Source organism: Paenarthrobacter sp. PPS72 (assembly GCF_048537125.1).
GTDB lineage: Bacteria > Actinomycetota > Actinomycetes > Actinomycetales > Micrococcaceae > Arthrobacter > Arthrobacter nitroguajacolicus_E.
In genome coordinates this window covers 1-17,339 of sequence record NZ_JBLYIE010000071.1, presented here as the reverse complement: position 1 = coordinate 17,339, position 17,339 = coordinate 1, and the positions used below count along the sequence as shown (strand labels likewise).

The window sequence follows — 17,339 nt, the reverse complement described above, 5'->3', positions numbered from 1 at the left end:
CCTCCTACCACCACGCCGACAACGCACCAACCCCCGCGTCGTCAAACGAAAGATGTCCGGCTGGCAACTCAAACGGATACCCAAACCCGCCTAAGTAAACGGTATTGGGGCTAAATCGCCTAGTATCAATTGCTTAGACAAGCGAGATACATGTCTATCAAAGGACTGGTGATGAGCCACAAGTGTGAACGTCAGGGCTATTGGTACGGGCTGGAGAGCCGCAAGCAGATGGGCGCCGTGGACGTCCTGAATGCACTCAGGGACTACCGCTCGGCCGAAGCCGAGATGCGACGCCGAACCCAGGCCTCCATGGGCATGGGCGAAACGGACCTCATGGCGCTGCGGTACTTACTCGAAGCTGAGCGTGTGGGTCGGGAGGTGGGTCCCAAGGAGCTAACGGTCCGTCTGGGTATCACTTCTGCTTCCATGACCTCGCTGGTTGACCGGCTGGTCAGGTCCGGCTACGTCACCCGCGAACCGCATCCCACCGATCGACGAGCTCTCATTCTCCGGCCGACTCCGGGATCTGACCAAGAGGTCCGCGGCACTTTGGGCGATATGCATGCCCGAATGATGGAGGTTGCGGCCACCTTGAATGCTGAGGAATCCCTGGTTGTGGTGGATTTTCTCCGGCGTATGCGCAGCGCAATCGACGAAGTCGCAACCTAGCCCCGGCTGGACTTAAGTACTAAGTACACATATAACTAGATAGCCAAGCTACTTACTAGGGAATGTGTGGGAGAGAACGATGACAGTCGCGCTGCGTGAACCAAGCTCCACACCAGTGGCTGAAAATACCGTAGACATTGTCACGGAACAGGTTATTCCCCAAGGACCCGTGCACTGCGGTTCCCATATGGCCATCTCGGCCGGGCCATCCTATGACTCCATGCAGTGGGTCTCCGTTGAGCCGATCTGGCCAGAGTGGGCCTGCGGATGCGGGTTCCGGATGGATATCGACGCCCTGGACCCCGTGAGCGGTGTCTGGATCGCGGCGCTTCGCCGCCAGAGCCTTCAGCGTGAACTGGCAATCGCCCAGAACACGCTCGAACTGACGTTCAAGAAAGCGGTCGACGCCGGCGTCGATCCCCGCGCCCTGGCCGACGTGACCGGAGTGCCGGCCACCGAAATAGACTCCCTCCTTCAGTGACGCTTCTTGACCGGGCGGCCGTCCGCGCTCATCGCGGGGCTGTCAGTAGGGAGCATGCCGTCAGTAGGCAGCGTGCCGTCATTAGTGATCGTCCTGCCAGTACTAGTCCTGTCAGTGGTGATTGCGCCGTCAGTAAAGATCGCTGCGAATCAAGTGCAACTGCCGTGCCCTCGGAGGTGGTGCTCGGGGGGCGCTACCGCCTCGGTGCCCAACTGGGTGGGGGATCGGAAGCGTATGTCAACGAGGCTTGGGACCTGCAATCCGGGAACCGGGTAGCAGTCAAGATTTTCAGGTCAACGGACTCCACGGGTAACGCGCCCTTTCGGCGCGAGTTGGAAGTCCATGGGCGTCTGCGGCACAAGAACATTGTCAAGGTGCTCGACAGCGGTACCGATGCCACTGCCAACACCGTGGCCGGTGGCAGCCAGGTTAGCCCCAACTTCGTGGTGATGGAGCTGGTAGACGGCAAGGACCTGCGTGGGTTCCTGCGGGAACAAGCCACATACCCTGAACAAGCCACATACCCTGGACAAGCCCCGTCTCCGGAGCAAACGGCAGCCTGGATGACCGACATCGCCCGCGCCCTGGCCCACGTTCATCGGAGGGGAATTGTCCACAACGACGTCAAGCCCGGCAACATCCTGCTCGACTTCGCGTCGGACGCAGGAGGCCGGGAGCCGGGCGGACCTGGGATTGCGAAACTGGCCGACTTCGGAATCGCGCTCAACGGACGCCACGCGGCGCCCAACTCTTCTTCGGGCACACCGCACTACCTCAGCCCGGAAGAGGTCTGCGGCGGAATGTCCACAACCGCCAGCGATATCTACTCGCTGGGCCTGGTTGCCCTCGAATGCCTGACCGGAACAAAAGCGTTCCCAGGCACTCCCCTCGAGTCCATGGTGGCAAGGACTCTAGGGGAACCACGAATTCCCGGCACGGTGCGGCGGCGCTGGTCCATGGTGCTTCATGCCATGACAGACCCCGTTCCAGCCGGCAGGCCGTCTGCCAGCCAAACCGTCGGTATGCTCCGACGACTCAGCTGGTAGCCAACAATCAGGCCGATAGCGGCATGCGTACTTATGCCGAACTGGGGCCTCCATATGAAAGAGAGAATGAAAAATGGGAATCATCGGTTGGATCATTTTGGGTTTGATTGCAGGCGCCATTGCCAAGGCCATCATGCCCGGTAAGCAGGGTGGCGGCTGGATCACCACCCTCATCCTCGGCGTAGTGGGCGCAGTCCTGGGCGGTTGGATCGGCAGCGCGCTCTTCAAGGTGGGCATCAACGAGTTCTGGTCACTTTCCACCTGGCTGCTCGCAATCGGCGGCGCACTGCTGGTCCTCATCATCTGGGGACTGGTCACCCGCAAGAAGGCATAACCGCCCGAACGCCAAGAGGCCCCGATCCTGCTGCTGGTTCTGCAGGATCGGGGCCTCTTTGCTGCGTTCAGTCACCGCCCTTGCGTTCAGTCACCGTCCTCGCGATCAGTTACCGGCCCAGGATTCTGGCCTTTTGCGCCTGGAACTCCTTGTCAGTGAGCACGCCGGCGCCTTTCAGTTCTCCGAGCTGCTTGAGTTGGGCGAGCAGGTGATCGGTCGGGTCGACGACGGCGGCCGGTACAGGCGGCGGCGGTGGCACCGCCGCCGTTGCTGGCACCGCCGTCGTTGGTTGTCCGGGCGGGACATTCCCCCCGGCCGCAGCTGCCGCGGCAGCGTCCTCCGCGGCGAACCGCTGCTGTTGTCGTCGTTGCACCCGGCCGAACACTGAGCCCACCACGGCTGCACGGCCGGCTGTCCTGAATAAACCCACGGTGAAATCCCTTCGCTGGAAGTCGTGGTTAACCGGCTGAGTAGCCGAGTGCCAGGTCAATGAGGAGGCGGGCGCCGAACCCCGTGGCACCCTTGCTGCGCCATGCGTCATCCTTGTCGGATTGCATGGTGCCGGCAATGTCGATATGCGCCCAGGGTGTCTCGCCCACAAACTCGGCCAGGAACAGGGCAGCAGTGGTGGAGCCGGCGTATGGACCTCCCAGATTGGAAATATCGGCGACTTCCGAATCCAACTGGGGACGGTAGGCCCGCTCCAAGGGAAGCTGCCACACTTGCTCGTCAGCGCGCCCGCCGGATTCCAGGACGAGGTCCACCAAGGCCTGGTCGTTTCCGAAAACCGGGGCGGTGAGCTGTCCCAAAGACATCAATGCCGCGCCTGTAAGGGTGGCGATATCCACAATCCCATCCACCTCATCTTCCACCGCGAGCGTCAGGGCGTCGCACATCACCAGGCGACCTTCGGCGTCGGTATTCTTCACCTCGACGGTGAGTCCGCTGCGGGTGGTGAGGACGTCTCCCAACTTGTACGCCGAGCCGGAGGGCATGTTGTCCGTGCACATCAGGAAACCGGTGACCGCGGAGTTGCAGCCGAGGTCGCGGAGGGCCGTGAAGACCGCCAACACCGCTGCCGCGCCGCCCATGTCCATTTTCATGAGCAGGTGCATGGGATCGCTGGGTTTGAGGCTGACACCGCCGGAGTCGTACATGATGCCCTTGCCCACCAGGCCGAGGTGGCCGGTAGGGGATCCCTCCGGCCGGTAGGAGAGCTTGATCATCCGGGGTTCCTGGGCGCTGCCGGCATTCACTCCGAGCAGGCCACCGCAGCGGAGGTCGATGAGTTGCTGCTTATTGAATTCCTCCACCGTGAAGCCGAACCTCTTGCCGAGTTCCTGCGATACCTCACCTAAACCTGCGGCAGTGAGGTGGCTGGGTGGTGCGTTGCAGAGGTCCCGGGCAATGGTGGTGGCCCGAACTTTCACCCTACCGATGGTCAGCCCGCGCTCCGCGGACGCGGTGTCTACGCCCGGCGCGAGGAACTGCACGTCGGCCAGGCCGGTCTGCTTCCCTTTGCTCTTGAGCGTGTCATAGCTGTAACGGGCCAGGAGCACACCCTCGGCCAAAACCTGCCCCAGGTGTTCGGCGTCCATCCCGGCGGCATCGGAAAGTTCGAAACCAATCCGCGCGTGGCGGTGGGTGGCACGGACCAGGGCCGCGGCAGCTTTGCGCCAGCCATCGGCGTCCAACGAGCCCGGCTTGCCGCCGCCGACGGCCACCACCAACGTTCCGGAGGCGTTCGCCAACTGCAGCGTCGTCCCGGGTTTGCCGTCGAAGCCTGCGCTCTCCAGCGTTTCCCGATGCAGCCCCACTGACGCTGGAACGTCGCCCTCGGAGGGGACAATCACGCCTATGGCATCGAGCTGGTCGAAGCCGTCAACGAAATGCAGCTCAGGGTCCTCGCGCTCAATGGACGGGACAGCTGTGAAGTCGTCGGGGATCAGTTTGTAAGGTTCGTGGTTCACCGGTTCGCCTGTCCTGTTGTTGTCGATACGGCTGCTGATGTCGATACGGCTGGTGTGGTTGGAACAGCTGTGGTTGACGACGCCGTGACAGCACGGTCCGCGGCGAGGCCCGGCTCCGGGATGGCATCCGGATCGTCCGGCTCAAGTTGCTCAGGCAGGTCGCCCTTCATTCGTCCAGGCATGCGGCCAGCCGGGACAATCGCCAGCAGGGCAAGGCCGGACAGCCCAAGAAGGGAGATCTGCAATGCACGAAGCCGCGCTTCCTCGTTGACTTCGATCGCCGCCGCCAGTTCGGAGGGGCTGCTCACCCGGTCACCGATAACCCCCTCCACTTGGGCATTGGTGAGGAAGTCGGCCTCGTTGACGTTCACTTTGTAGATCAACTCCTGCGATACCTCCGGATGCTCGGCGGCACCGCTGGCAATCAGCGAGGACAGCATCCCGACGGCGAACGCGCTCGCCACTGCGATGCCCACACTGCCGGAAAGGTTATGGACAAGGCCACGCCAGGCTCCGACGTCGCCAGCCAACTCGCGTGGAACGGCGCTGAGTAGCGTGTTGAACACCAACGCGACGATTGCGCCCTGGCCGAGTCCCAGCAGGATCAGGCCCAGTACTACGAAGACATTGCCCCAGTCGTTGCGGATGGTGAAGGCGAGCAGCACCAGCGCACCGGCCACCACCACGAAGCCGCCTTGGGCGATGGTGCGTGGTGGGAACTTGTCGTACAGGAAGGCCACGAAGGTGCTCGCGAGGAAGATGGACAAGGTGTAGGGGATGATCGAGAACGAGGTCTCAATGCTGGAGCGTCCCTGCACGATCTGCATGTAGAGGGGAATCAGGAAGTTCGCGGCAGTTCCCACGAACAACATGATGGCCATGCAGGCAGTGACCGCGAGTTCGGAACTTGAGGCCAGAACCCTGAGATCGAAGATGCGGGGGAGCTTGGCGTCCTGGCGTTTCCGGATCCACATGAAGAACAGCTGCCCGGCTATGGCTCCGAGAAGGATCAGGAGCGGGGCGGGCGAAAGCCCCAGGATCTCGAAGGGTGCTTGGCTGGTTGCGAACCAGGTACCCCACGCGGACAGGCCGCTGAAGCCGAAGCTCAGCAGGATGACGGCCACGGCGGCGATGATTGAGCCGGTCCAATCGATCTTCAGCTGGGATTGTGCCGGTACGCTCTTCAGCTTGAAACTCAGCAGCAGGTTGATGGCCCCCAGGACAACCATGAGTGCAAACGAGTAGCGCCAACCAATAGTGGTGGCGAACCAGCCTGCGATGAGCAGAGCCAGGACGCCCGCCGCGGGGATGGCTGCGGCCAGGAGGCCGATGGCCTTTGCCTGCTGCTGATCCTTGTAGTTGGTGGCGATGAAAACCGTGAGGGCGGGTGCGATCAGTGCAATGACGGCGCCGGATGAGGCCTGGGCAATGAACAGCATCGCAGGACTGAGGCTAAGGGCCACACCGGCCATGGCCGCGGCATGAATGGCGACGGCGATCTGGAACACCTTGCGTGTTCCGAACCGGGCACCAAGCTTCGCTCCCAGCAGGATGAAGGCCGCCATCGAAAACGTGCCGGCAGTGATGGCAGTGCCCACGGATGTTGCTGCAGTGTCCAGGTCGGTGGTGATGCCCTGCATTGAAACCGTCAAGGCGTTGACGGCGAACGAAGCCTGGATCTGGGTGAGGACCACCACGATCAAGGGTAGCCAGGAGGCCGCCTTGACGGGTGGTGGGGTTTCTTTGGTGGTGTGGTCACTGGCCATGTCTTGCTCCTGGTGTGCTCTGCCTTCCACTGGGAAAGGCGTTTGAAGACCTCGCTACGGGGTTGACGGGCGGTGTGCGGGTTTGCGTGGGCGTAAATCTCCGATCATTTGGTTGCTGGTCCTGAAAACCTTGAAGGTTCTTTAGTGGAAGCTAGATTTGAAGCGGCCAAAACACGGGGACCAGCAGGATGGCCACGGCTGCGTAGAGGGCCATGATGGCCAATCCGAACTTCCAGTAGTCGCCGAAGCGATAGCCTGCCGGTTGCATGATCATCATGTTGGCTGGAGTGGCCACGGGCGTCAGCAGGGCAGCGGAGGATGCCACCGACACGCACATCAGCACGGCGTACGGATTGATGGAAGACTCCTGCGCCACCGAGAGCGCGATCGGAATGATGATCAATGCCGTAGCGGTGTTGCTGATCAACTGCCCCAGGACTGCCGTGACCACGAAGAGCCCGGCCAGCAACAACAGGGGTCCTCCACCACCGACCACCGATACCATGCCTTCAGCGAGGATCTCCGCTGTGCCGGTGGCCGTGATGGCGGTGGATAAAGGGATCATTCCTGCCACCAGGATGAGGGTGGTCCAGGCCATGGAACGGTGGGCTTGCCGGACAGTAACTACGCGGAGAACCACCATGGCCAGCGCTGCGAGGAGTGCGGCAACCGGCGCTGGAACGATGTTGGTGGCCAAGAGGATCACCATGACGCCGACGACGATCAGCGCCGGTGTGGCGCGGGGCCCCAAAGGAACAGTCTGACGCCGAATGGTGTCCGGCGAATCCACCAGCAGCACATTATGATCCACCGTGTGCTGATCGAGTGCCGACCAGGTTCCCTGAAGGAGCAGCCTGTCTCCGGCAGTTATCTGCGTACGTCCCGAGGATTCCGGCTCGCCCGGATGGTGATGGGCCAACACCACCAGGTCGCCGCTGTCCGTGACCATGCCGGGGTAGGCCTCCGTGCCAACGAGGTTCGAACGGGGCGCGACCACTACCTCGGCCACTCCGTAGCTGCTGCTGATGAGTCCGCACGTGGCGTCGTCGTCCTGTTTGAGGCCGTGCCGGGCGGCAAGGGCGTCGATGGTCTGCTGGCCCCCGCGCACCACAATCTCGTCGTCCTGTTCAAACAGGGTGTTCCCGGACGGCTTGCCGTCCGAGCCTTGAACGCTGATGAGGTGGAGATGACCGCCGTCGTGCTCGTCCTGGAGGCACGCAACCGGTTGGCCCACAAGAGCGGATCCTGCAGGGATGCTGAGCCGGCTCAGCCCATCCCCACCCAGGTAGTGGTTCATGAGTGTCTCACCGTGGGAGCCCAGATCCTTCGGCAGGGCATCAGGCGTTCGGGTGGGCAGAAGCCGTGGACCCAGCCAGAGGGTCAAAGCGATGGTGCCAAGCAGCAGCGGCAACCCCACCAGCCCGAACTCGAAGAAGCCGATCCCAGTGCCGGTGGTTTCCAATGCCGCATTGAGGATCAGGATGTTCACCGGCGAACCGGTCAGGATCAACAAGGACCCGGCATGTGCAGCGAAGGCCATGGGCATCAGCAGCTCGGAAGGCCGCCGGCCCAAGCGAACGGCCAGTACAACCACCATGGGCAGCAAGGCGGCCACTGCACCGTTAACACTGATGAGTGCAGTCAACAAGGCCGTCAGGACCATCATCAACACCATGAGCCGGGTCCGGCTTGCTCCCGAAAACCTGATCAGCAGGCTTCCCAGCCACGTGGTCACGCCTGCGGCGTCAATGGCCTCCGCCACGACGAACAGCGCAGCGATCAACACCACGGTCCCGCTCCCGAATCCGGCGAACGTATCGTCCAACCCCACAATGCCGGTGCCGTAAAGGGCCAAGGCTGCTCCGAGTGCCACCACCTCCACGGGCAGGCGGTTCCACACGAACGCAGCAATCACCACGACGAGCACCAGCAACGTGACGGTGACGTCTGTCATGAATGCCTTCGGCAACCCAGGGAATCTTTGGCCAGCATTCTTTCAGACTAGATCCGGGTGCCCGCCGCAGGCTCACCTCATTCAGGTGAGTGATGGGCGTTTTCCGAGGTCACGGCTAGGGCAAATATCCGGTCTTGTAGGCAGCTGCTACAGCATCATGCCGTGAACCGGCTCCGAGTTTCGAATAAATAAGGCGAATATGCGTCTTCACCGTGTTCACGGACAAGTGGAGCTCCGTTGCCATCTGTTCCTGGGACAAATGGGACGGAAGAAGCATAAGGACCTCGCGCTCCCTCGGAGTCAAGGACTGCGTTCGCCCGTCGTCAGTCGGGGGATGCAAAGCAAGCAGCCGTTGGGCCAGTACTTCTTGGGCTCCGTATGTGCCTGCCCTTTCGACCAAGAGATCAATGACCTCCCGGGGAGCGATTGCCAACGGCCGGAGGACGTCCAGTTCGCCGGCTATCTGCAGGGCTTCCTCCAGCAGTTTGCCGCCCATTGCCCGTCGCCCCGTCCGGATGGCCATGGAACATTCCAGGACATTCACGTGGATGCGCGTCCATTCCAGCAGGGGCTTCACCGCGCCGGTGTGCAGGGGCCGGAGCCGCTCGGTTGCTGCGTCGAAACGGCTGATCCCCGCTGGCCCCTGTGCTCGCAGGAGGCAAAGCTCACCGGTTCCCGGAATCCGTTCCTCAGCCCATTCCAGGACCTCACGGGCGTGGTCAGTGTGTCCCAGTGCCAGCGCGGCCGTGTGTTCAATGACGGCTATGCAAGCAGCCAGTGGCTGGGCAAAGAGATGGTCCTTGCCGACGCGCAGCCTGGCTTGCCGCATGCCCTCAAGAGCATTGCGCCGGTCCCCGGAATCCAAGTGCGCACACGCCGTGATGATGTCCAAGGTGGTTCGCATGGCAGCTCCGGCTCCCTTGGAGGAGGACCCGAGTTGGCCAAGTTCGGTAATGCCCGTGGCAGCGAACTGCAGGGCCTCGGCCGGTTCAGCACGGAGAAGCGCAGATGATGCATGCATCAGGGCTCCAACCGACCTGCCGGCTCCTGCTGTCCACGCTTGCGCCGGTAGATTGTCCTCCGCGAGCCGCAGGAACTCGCTGGCAAGGCGCAGCTGGCCTTGCATCGAGTGGGTGGCAGCGAGTTTCAGGTAGACCTTGCCGGCGAGATAGGCATTGCCTGCCTCGGCAGCGTCGATCAGGGCTGCGGCAGCCTCGGTCTCCGCAGCTCCATATTTCCCTTCCACCAGTGCAGCAGTGACTTTGACCATCCTCGCCTCGATGCGCACATCGCTCTGCCTTGAGGAACGGAGGGCGGCGTTGTCCAAGGCGACCTGTGGATCCTGGTCCTTCCACCCATCGCTGAACCATGCGAGGCGTGCTTTCGCCAACGCCTGCAGTTCGCGGAGATCGGGAGGCGGATCGTCGGCCCGGTTTCGGTTTGCTGCGGCCATGTAGCGACCGGCAGTTGTGGGCTGGCGGCTTTCCACGTGCGCCAGCGCGGCGACCACGCAAAGCTTGCGGCTTGCGGCGAAGACGGCATCGGGTAGAGCCGCAACTGCACGGCGTACCTGGAGGACCTCGCCGGAGCCAAGGAGCGCCGCACCGTGCCGCTCAAGGACTTCGGCGATCAGGCCGTTGTCCATGGCGTCAATGGCATGCCTGAGCGCCGCTTCGGGTTCGCCGGCACGCTCATGCCATTGAGCAGCCAGCCGGTTGTAAGCGAGCAGTTCGTCGGGCTCCTTCCGACCCAGTTCAGCCTTGTAGAACGCCCGGATCAAAGGGTGGACCAGGAAGGCTTTTCGTCCACTACCTATCGATTCCACAAGGTCGCGGTCATCGGCCAAGCTGGTGAGGATACTTCCTGCATTCCGTTGGCCGGCCAAGGCGTTGGCCTGCGCCGCAACTACGACGCGGCAGACGCTGGTACTGGAAAGGACGTGCCGTTGCTCATCCGAGAGCGTGCGGTGGATCTGCTGGTCCAGGTAATCGGAGAGTTGCCGGTTGTTGGCAGCGACGTCTCCCAAAGGGGACTCCGGATCGGCGGCTTCGCGCAGGTAACGCAGGGCGAGGACTACGCAGGCAGGCCACCCGGCGGTCTGCCTGAACAGCTCGCGCAGTTGATGCGTCCCCATCAAGGTGGTTGTCTTGGCTGCGAGTACGTTGATGTCGTCCAAGGTGAAGGCAAGATCCTTCGAACCCAGCTCCACGACGCGTCCTCCCAGGCGGAAGGGGCCTGGATCAACCACAGTGCTGTTCCGGTAAGCCAAGGCCAAATGGATGGGGAGGCTTGGTTGATTGAGAAGCGCGGGAATCCAGTAGTCACGTTCTTCGGGGGCGAAGCCGTCCACTCCGTCGATGACCAGGCGAACGGTGCTGCCAATGTCGGTCAGCTCGCGCGCCAGATCTGCCAAGGCGTCCACGGCAACTTCTTCGAGGCCGGAAAATTGCCTCAGTGCACCGGCCGGGATGGCCGGGCAACGTCTCAGCGCCTGCAATATGGCGGGCCACAGTGCGTCCCGGTTGTGTTGGTTGGGGCTAAGCCACGCAACCTCGTGCATCCGGCCTTCGAGCCACTGGCTCAACAGCACTGTTTTTCCGTAGCCGGCGGGGGCGCAGATGAGGACGGTTTCGGCCGTGCAATCAAGCTTGGCCATGAGTCGGGATCGAGCCAGGAGGGCCAAGGGCAGCCGGGGGGCCGCGGTTGGCTTCAGGCTCAAGAGGTCCGGGCGGGTACCACCTTGGTCGTCCACTCCTTCAGTGTAGGGGCGGGGCATCGAGGATTCACCCGGTAAAGGCGATCCGCGTGGCGGCCCAAGGACGTAAGGATGAACATGGCGGCCGTGAGACGCTTGGACGAGGCCCGGGAGAGGGGTTTCACCGTGCAGGCTTTTAAGGACATCATGAGCGCCGCGGATTCCGGATGGGTCTACCCGCTCGGGGCCATCTTTGTGGCGTTGTCCGCGATCTTTCCGCCGATTCCCACTACCTCCTTGTTTGTGGCGTTGGGTGCTCTTTCGGCCACGGATAACCTTCCGAACGGGTTCCTGTTGGTGGCGGCAATGCTGGCCGGTGCGGTGGCCGGTGATCTGGGCGCGTATGAACTTGTCCGGCGCCGGGACATGGCCAACTGGAGGATACTCCGGGGTCCCCGCACGCAAAAGGCTTTGCATGCCTCCCGGGAACGCCTGGCCAAACACGCAGCCTCATGGGTCCTGACGTCCAGGTTCGTCCCCATGGGCAGGCTGACCATGAACGTGGCCAGCGCCATCACCCCGGTCCCGCGCGGCAGGTTTGTTCTCTATTCACTGGCCGCCGGCATCCTGTGGTCCGCCTACTCCGTTGGCATTGGCGCACTCTCCGGCCTTTTGCCGGGGTTGTCCACCGAGTTCGCAGTGGTCATTGCAATAGCGGTCTCCCTGCTGCTGGGCCGGGCAATCAGTGCCGGAGTGACGTGGTATCTGCAGTTGGACGACTGACTTAACCCATCCGCGCTAATAGGCCCGCGAGAAGTGGCTACTGGAGTAGTGGCTGCTGTAGTAGCGGTTACTGGAGCGACGAAGTCAGTCGGGCCAGGTTATCCAGTGCCACGTGCCCCATTGGCCTTCGAAGCCAGTCCTCCAAGAGCAACTCCGTGCTGGCGGCGCGGTAACTGTCTTCCACTGCCCGCATTTGGTCCACGATGGAGTGTCCGTGGACCAGTACGGAGACCTCCATGTTGAGGCTGAAGGACCGGACGTCCATGTTGCTCGAGCCGATCACGGCGACGTCGTAATCCACGGTGAAGTGCTTGGCGTGCAGGACCTGAGGCGCCTTGTACAGGTAGATGCGGACACCGGCCCGCAGGAGGACCTCGTAGTAGGAACGCTGGGCGTGGTAAACCATGGCTTGATCGCCCACTTCCGAGACGAAGAGTTCCACGCTGAGTCCGCGGGAGGCGGCGGTAATAATGGCCAACTGGATGGCCTCATCCGGCACGAAGTAGGGGCTGGTAATGCTGACGCGATGTTCGGCCTTGTAGATCAGGGTGGTGTAGAGCTTGAGGTTGTTGTCATTATCGAAACTGGGGCCGCTGGGCAGGACCTGGGCATCGATGAGCTCGGGCGCGGAACCCAGGACCACGGGGGACGTGTCCAACGGGAGCAGGGTTTCGGATTCGCTGTACCAGTCGGTGACGAAAACGGCGTCAAGCTCCCGCACCACGGGACCCTCCAGCCGCACCATCAGTTCGTGCCATTGAAGGCCCCGCTTGATGTTGCTTTTCTTGTTGTAGGACGCGTCGATCAGGTTTTGCGAACCGGTGTACCCCACGCTGCCATCCACCACCATCAGCTTGCGATGGTTGCGCAGGTCCGGTCGCTGCCATTGTCCTTTGAAAGGGCGGAGCGGAAGCATGGCATGCCATTCCGCGCCCATCTCCTCAAAAGCGCGCAGCATTTCCCGGCGCGTGGGATCGCGGACCGCCGCTAAATGATCGAAAAGGACCCTGACCGCCACACCACGCCGGCACGCCCTGGCCATGGCGTCGAAGAACGGAGACGTGGTGGGGTCCAGCGCCAGAATGTAGAACTCCACATGCACGTACTCCGTGGCGGCGTCGATGTCCGCGATCATGCGATCAAAGCAGCCCGTGTAGTCTTCCAGCAACTCGGCCCGGTTGCCGCCCACCATGGGCAGTGCGCCCAGCCTGAGGTTAAGTTCGACGGCGGAGCGCAGCCAGGCGGGCCAGTCCTCACTGTGGCTGACTGCTGAGAGGCCGGGTGTCCGTCCCAGCATGAGTTCGTTGACGGCGTGCTGCTTCGCTCGTCTGGCCTTGGGAAGCTTGCCGCGTCCTACCAGCAGGAAGGCCACCATTCCCAAGTAGGGAATGAAGATGATCGCCAGTACCCAGGCGATGGCGGATGAGGGCCGTCGGTTGGCCGAGACCATCACCGCCGCGATTGATCCGAGCACAATGTGGAGCGCCAACAGGATCAAGGCGACGGTATCGGCGTCGTGCATTATTCCGGGCATGCCGCGCTATTTGGCGTTCTGCTGGGGTATGACCACTTTTTTGATGATCAGCAGGATGGACGCCGTGGTGGGGCACGCTATGAGCGCGCCCAGCAACCCCAGGAGCGTCCCGCCCACCATCGCGCCGATGAGGACCAGGGAACCGGGGATGCTGATGGCTTTGCCCACCACCCGGGGCGTCAGTACGTAGGCCTCCACCTGCATGTAGGCGAGCATGACAAGGAAAACCACCAGTGCCGTTGCCGGAGACGTGAAAAGCGAAACCACAGTGATGATCGCGGTGCTGATTGCACTGCCCACCAAAGGTATAAGGGTGATGGGGAATGCCAGGACAGCGAGCACGGCCGCATACCGGACTCCGGCAAAAGAAAGGACGATGAAGGTGAAGATCGCATTCAGCAAGGCCAAAATTGACATGCCGCTCAGGTATCTACCAACTGACGCGATAATTGTCTCGGAGATATCCGCGAAAGATTCCCGGCGGGAAGCCGGAACCAGCGCGTACAGACTCGACTTCATGACCTCGTGTCCGGCAACAAAGTAGAGCGTCAGGACCACGACGAAGATGACGGCGAAAGTCCCATTCACCACGTTATAGCCAACTTGCACAGCGCCGCCGCCAATAGCGAGCCACACATTGGGATCCGCGGCTGAGGTTTCCAACCAATCCAGCAGCGGAGTCAGTGCTCCGCCCAGCGATCCGTTGAAGTCCCGGAACCATTCTTGGTCGCCCACGGCGTCGAAACTGGACGGAAGCACCCGAACCAGCGCGGTGCCTTCCTCCACCAGGATCGGGACAATGAACCGGATCAGCAGGGCTACCAACACTAAGAAGCCCACCGCTACCGCAAGGACTGCGCCACCGCGGGAGAGTTTCCAACGTTCCAGCCATCGAACCAAGGGATAGAGCCCCAGCGAGATAAACAGGGCCGCAAAGATCAAGGTCAGCGAGTATCGCAAGGTAATGACGGCGGAACCCAAAGCCAGGGCAACCAGTCCGCCAAGCGCGGCGACAAGGCCGAAGCGGAACGGTCCGCCTTGCAACAGCGGGAATGCCTTCAAGCGCGTCATGCGGTCCCTTTCGGCCGTACGTGGGTGGCGGACCGCAGCCCTGTTCAGGCCAATGCGAGCTCCTTGAGGCGAGCGTACTCGGCTTCATTGATATCGCCGGCAGCAAGCAGTGCCTTGGCGGCTTCAATTTGCTGCGTGGGTGAGGGGGCTCCGGCCACTTCGCGGATGTAATTCTCCGCCTCCTCCACCGATTCCCTGACTCGGATTTCACTGCGCAGTGCCATGCCCTTTCCGCGCATGATCACGTAAATCAAGGCGGAAATAAAGGGGGCCACAAACAGGCACAGGATCCACAATGCTTTCACGCCGCCGCTGAGGGCTTTATCGCGGAGAAGATCGGAAATGATCTGAAAAAGGAGGATCAGGTAGGCGACAAAGAAAAAAGCAACAATGATGCTCCACAGCGATTCGAAAAAGCTCATGGTGTCTGTCCCATCGTTCGTTCGGCCCGGTGCTGGACCGCTGCCATCCGGCGGGGGCCGACCCCCACAGGACCACAACACCATTCTCGATTCACCCACGCCTCGCCGCGCGCGCCTTCAGTGGATCGGCGTCGATTGCACAGAAAGATCACCCGGTAAGGGTGAGTGCCGGCGGTTAGGGCTCGTCCGCGGGCGTTCCGGCTCAAGCCGACCGACGCCTGCCCCGTCGGTCACAAATCCCCCGTAACCGGACGGCTGCAGACGGCGTCCAGGGGTCGGTTACGCTGCTCAAAGCCACGCCACTCCGCACGCATAGGGCCACCAATGACGCACTCTTTCGCAGCTGACCACGCCACCCCACAGCCGGGAAATTCGTCACGGACTTCTACCGGACCTTCGCTCAAGCCGGGCACCGAACGCAGGGCTGTCGGCACTGCCCTGGGAGCGTTCGGGATGGCGGCCGTCGTCGGCGTGTGCGCACTTCTCCTCCACCTGATGGCGTCACACTCGCCGCGGATTGGTCCTGGTTTTGCGGGCTGGGCGCAGGACACCATCGACTCCCCGTTGGCCGCCCTGCGCTGGTTTCTTGGCGATATGACCGAGCCCTTGTTCTACAAGTCCGATCTGGCCGCGCTCGGGCTGCTTGCAGGTGCCACAGTTGCGTGGTGGGCGGGCCGGCGACGTGCCAAGTGGGCCGGCTCGCTCAGCTACGGCACGGGCCTGTGGCCTTGGGTTCTGGCGTCCGCTTCGCTGAGTTTGTTGCTGTCCAACCTGGTGTTCGGATGGGTGCTCGAGGACGGCTGGCAGCCCACGTTCGTGCCTTTCGTTTGCGTTGCTCCCGCCATGGTCCTCCTGTATGGCGCGGGATGGCGGACCTGCATCAGCGGCGCGATCCTTGGGGCAGCCACCACCACACCGTTGGCGTTGCTGTTCGTTCCGCTCGTCTCGGCACCTCTTGGCCTGCCGGCCGTGGTCGCCAGTGTCCTCGCCATGTCGGTGGGCTCGGTCATCTCCTTCATGGTGGCCAGGCGGCTGCCGTGGCTTGTCCTGCGGAAGCCCCGCCCGGCGTCACAACCGGAGCTGCCGCCGTCGAGCCTCAAGCAAAATCTATTAATCGACGCAGGCTGGGCCGCTCGCCGGGTCCTCAAGGACTTCACCGAGACGAACTTCTTCGCCAATGAGCTCGCCGGGGCCTGCGTGATCGCGGCTGTGGCCGTGGCATTTGTCCTGAACCCGGGGCTGCCGTCATACGGCACAGGCCTGCTGCCGCACATACTGTTCGCCCAGGCGCTGACCTCGGCCATAGGCGTCACGTTGTGGCGGGGCTGGTACCGCGACGACGGGTGGGCGGCCACCTACGCGTCCGTGGTGTCAGTGGCCCCTGCTGCTGTCCTCGCGTATGGCGGCTCCTGGGCGGGGATGGTGGGCGGGGCCGTGGTGGGCGCGGTCCTTGCGCCACCTATCGCCAGGGCCATCTCCGCGCGGCTGCCCGCCGGCTTCCACCCGGTCATCGGCAATACAGCAGCTATGGCAATCTCGACGGCGGTTGCCTTGCCGCTGATTGGGCTGCTGCCGTAGCTCGCGCCCCGCGCCGACATGACAGTCAATGCCAATGTTCATCGGGAACACTGGCATTAACTGTGAACTCGGCGGGGCTTCAGCCGCCGATGTTATGGATCGTAAACGCGCTCAGGAACCCGACGGCGGCGGTCAGCCCGGTCAGGTTGTGGTGCTCCTCGAAAGCCTCGGGAATCATGGTGTCGGCAAGCATGGCCAGGATTCCACCGGCAGCGATGGCAGTGATGAACGCAATGACAGTGGCCGGAGCGTTTTCCAAGGCCGTGTACCCGATCAGGGCCGCAAGCCCGCTGAACACAGCGATGCCAACCCACGTGCCAAAGACGTAGGCGGGGCTGCGTCCGGCCTTCTTCATGCCTGCCGTGCTGGAGAGACCTTCCGGAACATTTGAAATGAAGACGGCGGCGAGCATGGCCGGGCTGACCGCCCCTCCGGCGAGGAGGCCGACGCCGAGAACCACTGATTCCGGAATACCGTCAATGAGGGCACCTACTGCGATGGCCGTACCGCTTCCGGGGGAGTCCTTCTCTGAAGGCTGGGTTCCTCCCGAACGTTTCCGATGCTTGGCTCCGGCGCGGGCAAGCAGGACGTTGGAGCCTACAAAGATCACAGCGCCCAAAAGGAAGCCCAAGATTGTGGGGAGCAGCCCGCCGCCTTCAACGGCTTCATCCACCAGCTCGAATGCCAGTGCGGAGATCAGTACGCCTGCTCCGAAAGCCATCACCGTGGACACCACTTTGGGCGGTACTTTCCAAATCCATGCAATACCCGCCCCGAGGACCAAGGCACCGCCGGCCAGCGTGCCCCACATCAAGGCCTGCAACCACATCGGCATTATTCCGCCCTTTCATCGGCCGTTCATGTGCATCAAGAAGTGTTGCACATGGGGTGTGTGTGGCTGCTGAAAGTCTTGATGATTTCCTGAGGAATAGCAGGATTTGTTCTTGATCCTGGCCCGGCACAGTAGTTCTTGTCTGTCTCTTATACACATCTCCGAGCCCACGAGACATTGATACTGATCTGGGGGGGGGGGGTG

Annotated in this window: 15 protein-coding genes; 6 read left to right on the top strand and 9 right to left on the bottom strand. The window is 62.4% G+C overall.

What is annotated here, in order from left to right; translation table 11 throughout:
* The first annotated feature begins 150 nt into the window (after nt 1-150).
* The 4 genes from ACLRGI_RS22515 to ACLRGI_RS22500 all read left to right on the top strand — a co-directional run bounded on the left by ACLRGI_RS22515 (nt 151) and on the right by ACLRGI_RS22500 (nt 2,530).
* Entirely contained in the window at nt 151-669 is a 519-nt protein-coding gene (locus ACLRGI_RS22515) for a MarR family winged helix-turn-helix transcriptional regulator (RefSeq protein ID WP_419203676.1), read from the top strand.
* 79 nt (nt 670-748) lie between these two features.
* A complete protein-coding gene (locus tag ACLRGI_RS22510) occupies nt 749-1,150 on the top strand; it encodes a hypothetical protein (protein ID WP_419203675.1) in 402 nt (133 codons plus the stop codon).
* Between the two features lie 164 nt (nt 1,151-1,314).
* Nucleotides 1,315-2,196, top strand: coding sequence for a serine/threonine-protein kinase (locus ACLRGI_RS22505; RefSeq protein ID WP_419203674.1), 882 nt, complete (start codon nt 1,315-1,317; stop codon nt 2,194-2,196).
* 73 nt (nt 2,197-2,269) lie between these two features.
* The gene (locus ACLRGI_RS22500; protein WP_419203673.1) at nt 2,270-2,530 is read left to right on the top strand and encodes a GlsB/YeaQ/YmgE family stress response membrane protein; all 261 of its coding nucleotides are present in this window, start codon (nt 2,270-2,272) and stop codon (nt 2,528-2,530) included.
* A gap of 109 nt (nt 2,531-2,639) precedes the next feature.
* On the opposite strand, the gene ACLRGI_RS22495 is transcribed toward ACLRGI_RS22500, so the two are convergent.
* The 5 genes from ACLRGI_RS22495 to ACLRGI_RS22475 all read right to left on the bottom strand — a co-directional run bounded on the left by ACLRGI_RS22495 (nt 2,640) and on the right by ACLRGI_RS22475 (nt 10,972).
* Nucleotides 2,640-2,960, bottom strand: coding sequence for an SHOCT domain-containing protein (locus ACLRGI_RS22495; protein ID WP_419203672.1), 321 nt, complete (start codon nt 2,958-2,960; stop codon nt 2,640-2,642).
* Nucleotides 2,961-2,988: 28 nt separating this feature from the next.
* Nucleotides 2,989-4,500: a leucyl aminopeptidase family protein gene (locus tag ACLRGI_RS22490; protein ID WP_419203671.1), complete on the bottom strand. Its 1,512-nt coding sequence runs from the start codon at nt 4,498-4,500 to the stop codon at nt 2,989-2,991.
* Nucleotides 4,497-6,266, bottom strand: a complete 1,770-nt coding sequence (locus ACLRGI_RS22485; protein WP_419203670.1) for an MFS transporter — start codon at nt 6,264-6,266, stop codon at nt 4,497-4,499. Before ACLRGI_RS22485 ends, ACLRGI_RS22490 begins: the two co-directional genes overlap by 4 nt.
* A gap of 151 nt (nt 6,267-6,417) precedes the next feature.
* Nucleotides 6,418-8,220: an SLC13 family permease gene (locus ACLRGI_RS22480; protein WP_419203669.1), complete on the bottom strand. Its 1,803-nt coding sequence runs from the start codon at nt 8,218-8,220 to the stop codon at nt 6,418-6,420.
* A gap of 115 nt (nt 8,221-8,335) precedes the next feature.
* Nucleotides 8,336-10,972, bottom strand: a complete 2,637-nt coding sequence (locus ACLRGI_RS22475) for a LuxR C-terminal-related transcriptional regulator (protein WP_419203668.1) — start codon at nt 10,970-10,972, stop codon at nt 8,336-8,338.
* An 81-nt stretch (nt 10,973-11,053) separates the two neighbouring features.
* Here ACLRGI_RS22475 and ACLRGI_RS22470 point away from each other — a divergent pair, with 81 nt between their 5' ends.
* A complete protein-coding gene (locus tag ACLRGI_RS22470; RefSeq protein ID WP_419203667.1) occupies nt 11,054-11,698 on the top strand; it encodes a DedA family protein in 645 nt (214 codons plus the stop codon).
* A 67-nt stretch (nt 11,699-11,765) separates the two neighbouring features.
* On the opposite strand, the gene cls is transcribed toward ACLRGI_RS22470, so the two are convergent.
* From cls to ACLRGI_RS22455, 3 genes are read right to left on the bottom strand one after another with little or no spacing between them, the layout of a single operon-like run.
* Nucleotides 11,766-13,232, bottom strand: a complete 1,467-nt coding sequence (gene cls / locus ACLRGI_RS22465) for a cardiolipin synthase (protein ID WP_419203666.1) — start codon at nt 13,230-13,232, stop codon at nt 11,766-11,768.
* Nucleotides 13,233-13,238: 6 nt separating this feature from the next.
* Nucleotides 13,239-14,303 carry an AI-2E family transporter gene (locus ACLRGI_RS22460; protein ID WP_419203665.1) on the bottom strand — a complete coding sequence of 355 codons (1,065 nt, stop codon included), beginning with the start codon at nt 14,301-14,303 and terminating at the stop codon, nt 13,239-13,241.
* Nucleotides 14,304-14,347: 44 nt separating this feature from the next.
* Complete coding sequence (locus ACLRGI_RS22455; protein WP_419203664.1) at nt 14,348-14,725, bottom strand: hypothetical protein; 378 nt, start codon at nt 14,723-14,725, stop codon at nt 14,348-14,350.
* Nucleotides 14,726-15,049: 324 nt separating this feature from the next.
* On the opposite strand from ACLRGI_RS22455, the gene ACLRGI_RS22450 reads away from it, so the two are divergent.
* A complete protein-coding gene (locus tag ACLRGI_RS22450) occupies nt 15,050-16,303 on the top strand; it encodes a hypothetical protein (RefSeq protein WP_419203663.1) in 1,254 nt (417 codons plus the stop codon).
* Nucleotides 16,304-16,382: 79 nt separating this feature from the next.
* Here ACLRGI_RS22450 and ACLRGI_RS22445 read toward each other — a convergent pair whose 3' ends face one another.
* The gene (locus tag ACLRGI_RS22445) at nt 16,383-17,138 is read right to left on the bottom strand and encodes a ZIP family metal transporter (RefSeq protein ID WP_419203662.1); all 756 of its coding nucleotides are present in this window, start codon (nt 17,136-17,138) and stop codon (nt 16,383-16,385) included.
* Between the last annotated feature and the right edge of the window lie 201 nt (nt 17,139-17,339).

Bases quoted from the DNA above. Each gene is read 5' to 3' on its own strand.
- ACLRGI_RS22515 (WP_419203676.1), top strand. From the start codon at position 151: ATGTCTATCAAAGGACTGGTGATGAGCCACAAGTGTGAACGTCAGGGC.
- ACLRGI_RS22480 (WP_419203669.1), bottom strand. From the start codon at position 8,220: ATGACAGACGTCACCGTCACGTTGCTGGTGCTCGTCGTGGTGATTGCT.
- ACLRGI_RS22445 (WP_419203662.1), bottom strand. From the start codon at position 17,138: ATGCCGATGTGGTTGCAGGCCTTGATGTGGGGCACGCTGGCCGGCGGT.
- ACLRGI_RS22450 (WP_419203663.1), top strand. From the start codon at position 15,050: ATGACGCACTCTTTCGCAGCTGACCACGCCACCCCACAGCCGGGAAAT.
- ACLRGI_RS22510 (WP_419203675.1), top strand. From the start codon at position 749: ATGACAGTCGCGCTGCGTGAACCAAGCTCCACACCAGTGGCTGAAAAT.
- ACLRGI_RS22460 (WP_419203665.1), bottom strand. From the start codon at position 14,303: ATGACGCGCTTGAAGGCATTCCCGCTGTTGCAAGGCGGACCGTTCCGC.
- ACLRGI_RS22485 (WP_419203670.1), bottom strand. From the start codon at position 6,266: ATGGCCAGTGACCACACCACCAAAGAAACCCCACCACCCGTCAAGGCG.
- ACLRGI_RS22470 (WP_419203667.1), top strand. From the start codon at position 11,054: ATGGCGGCCGTGAGACGCTTGGACGAGGCCCGGGAGAGGGGTTTCACC.
- ACLRGI_RS22455 (WP_419203664.1), bottom strand. From the start codon at position 14,725: ATGAGCTTTTTCGAATCGCTGTGGAGCATCATTGTTGCTTTTTTCTTT.
- cls (WP_419203666.1), bottom strand. From the start codon at position 13,232: ATGCCCGGAATAATGCACGACGCCGATACCGTCGCCTTGATCCTGTTG.
- ACLRGI_RS22500 (WP_419203673.1), top strand. From the start codon at position 2,270: ATGGGAATCATCGGTTGGATCATTTTGGGTTTGATTGCAGGCGCCATT.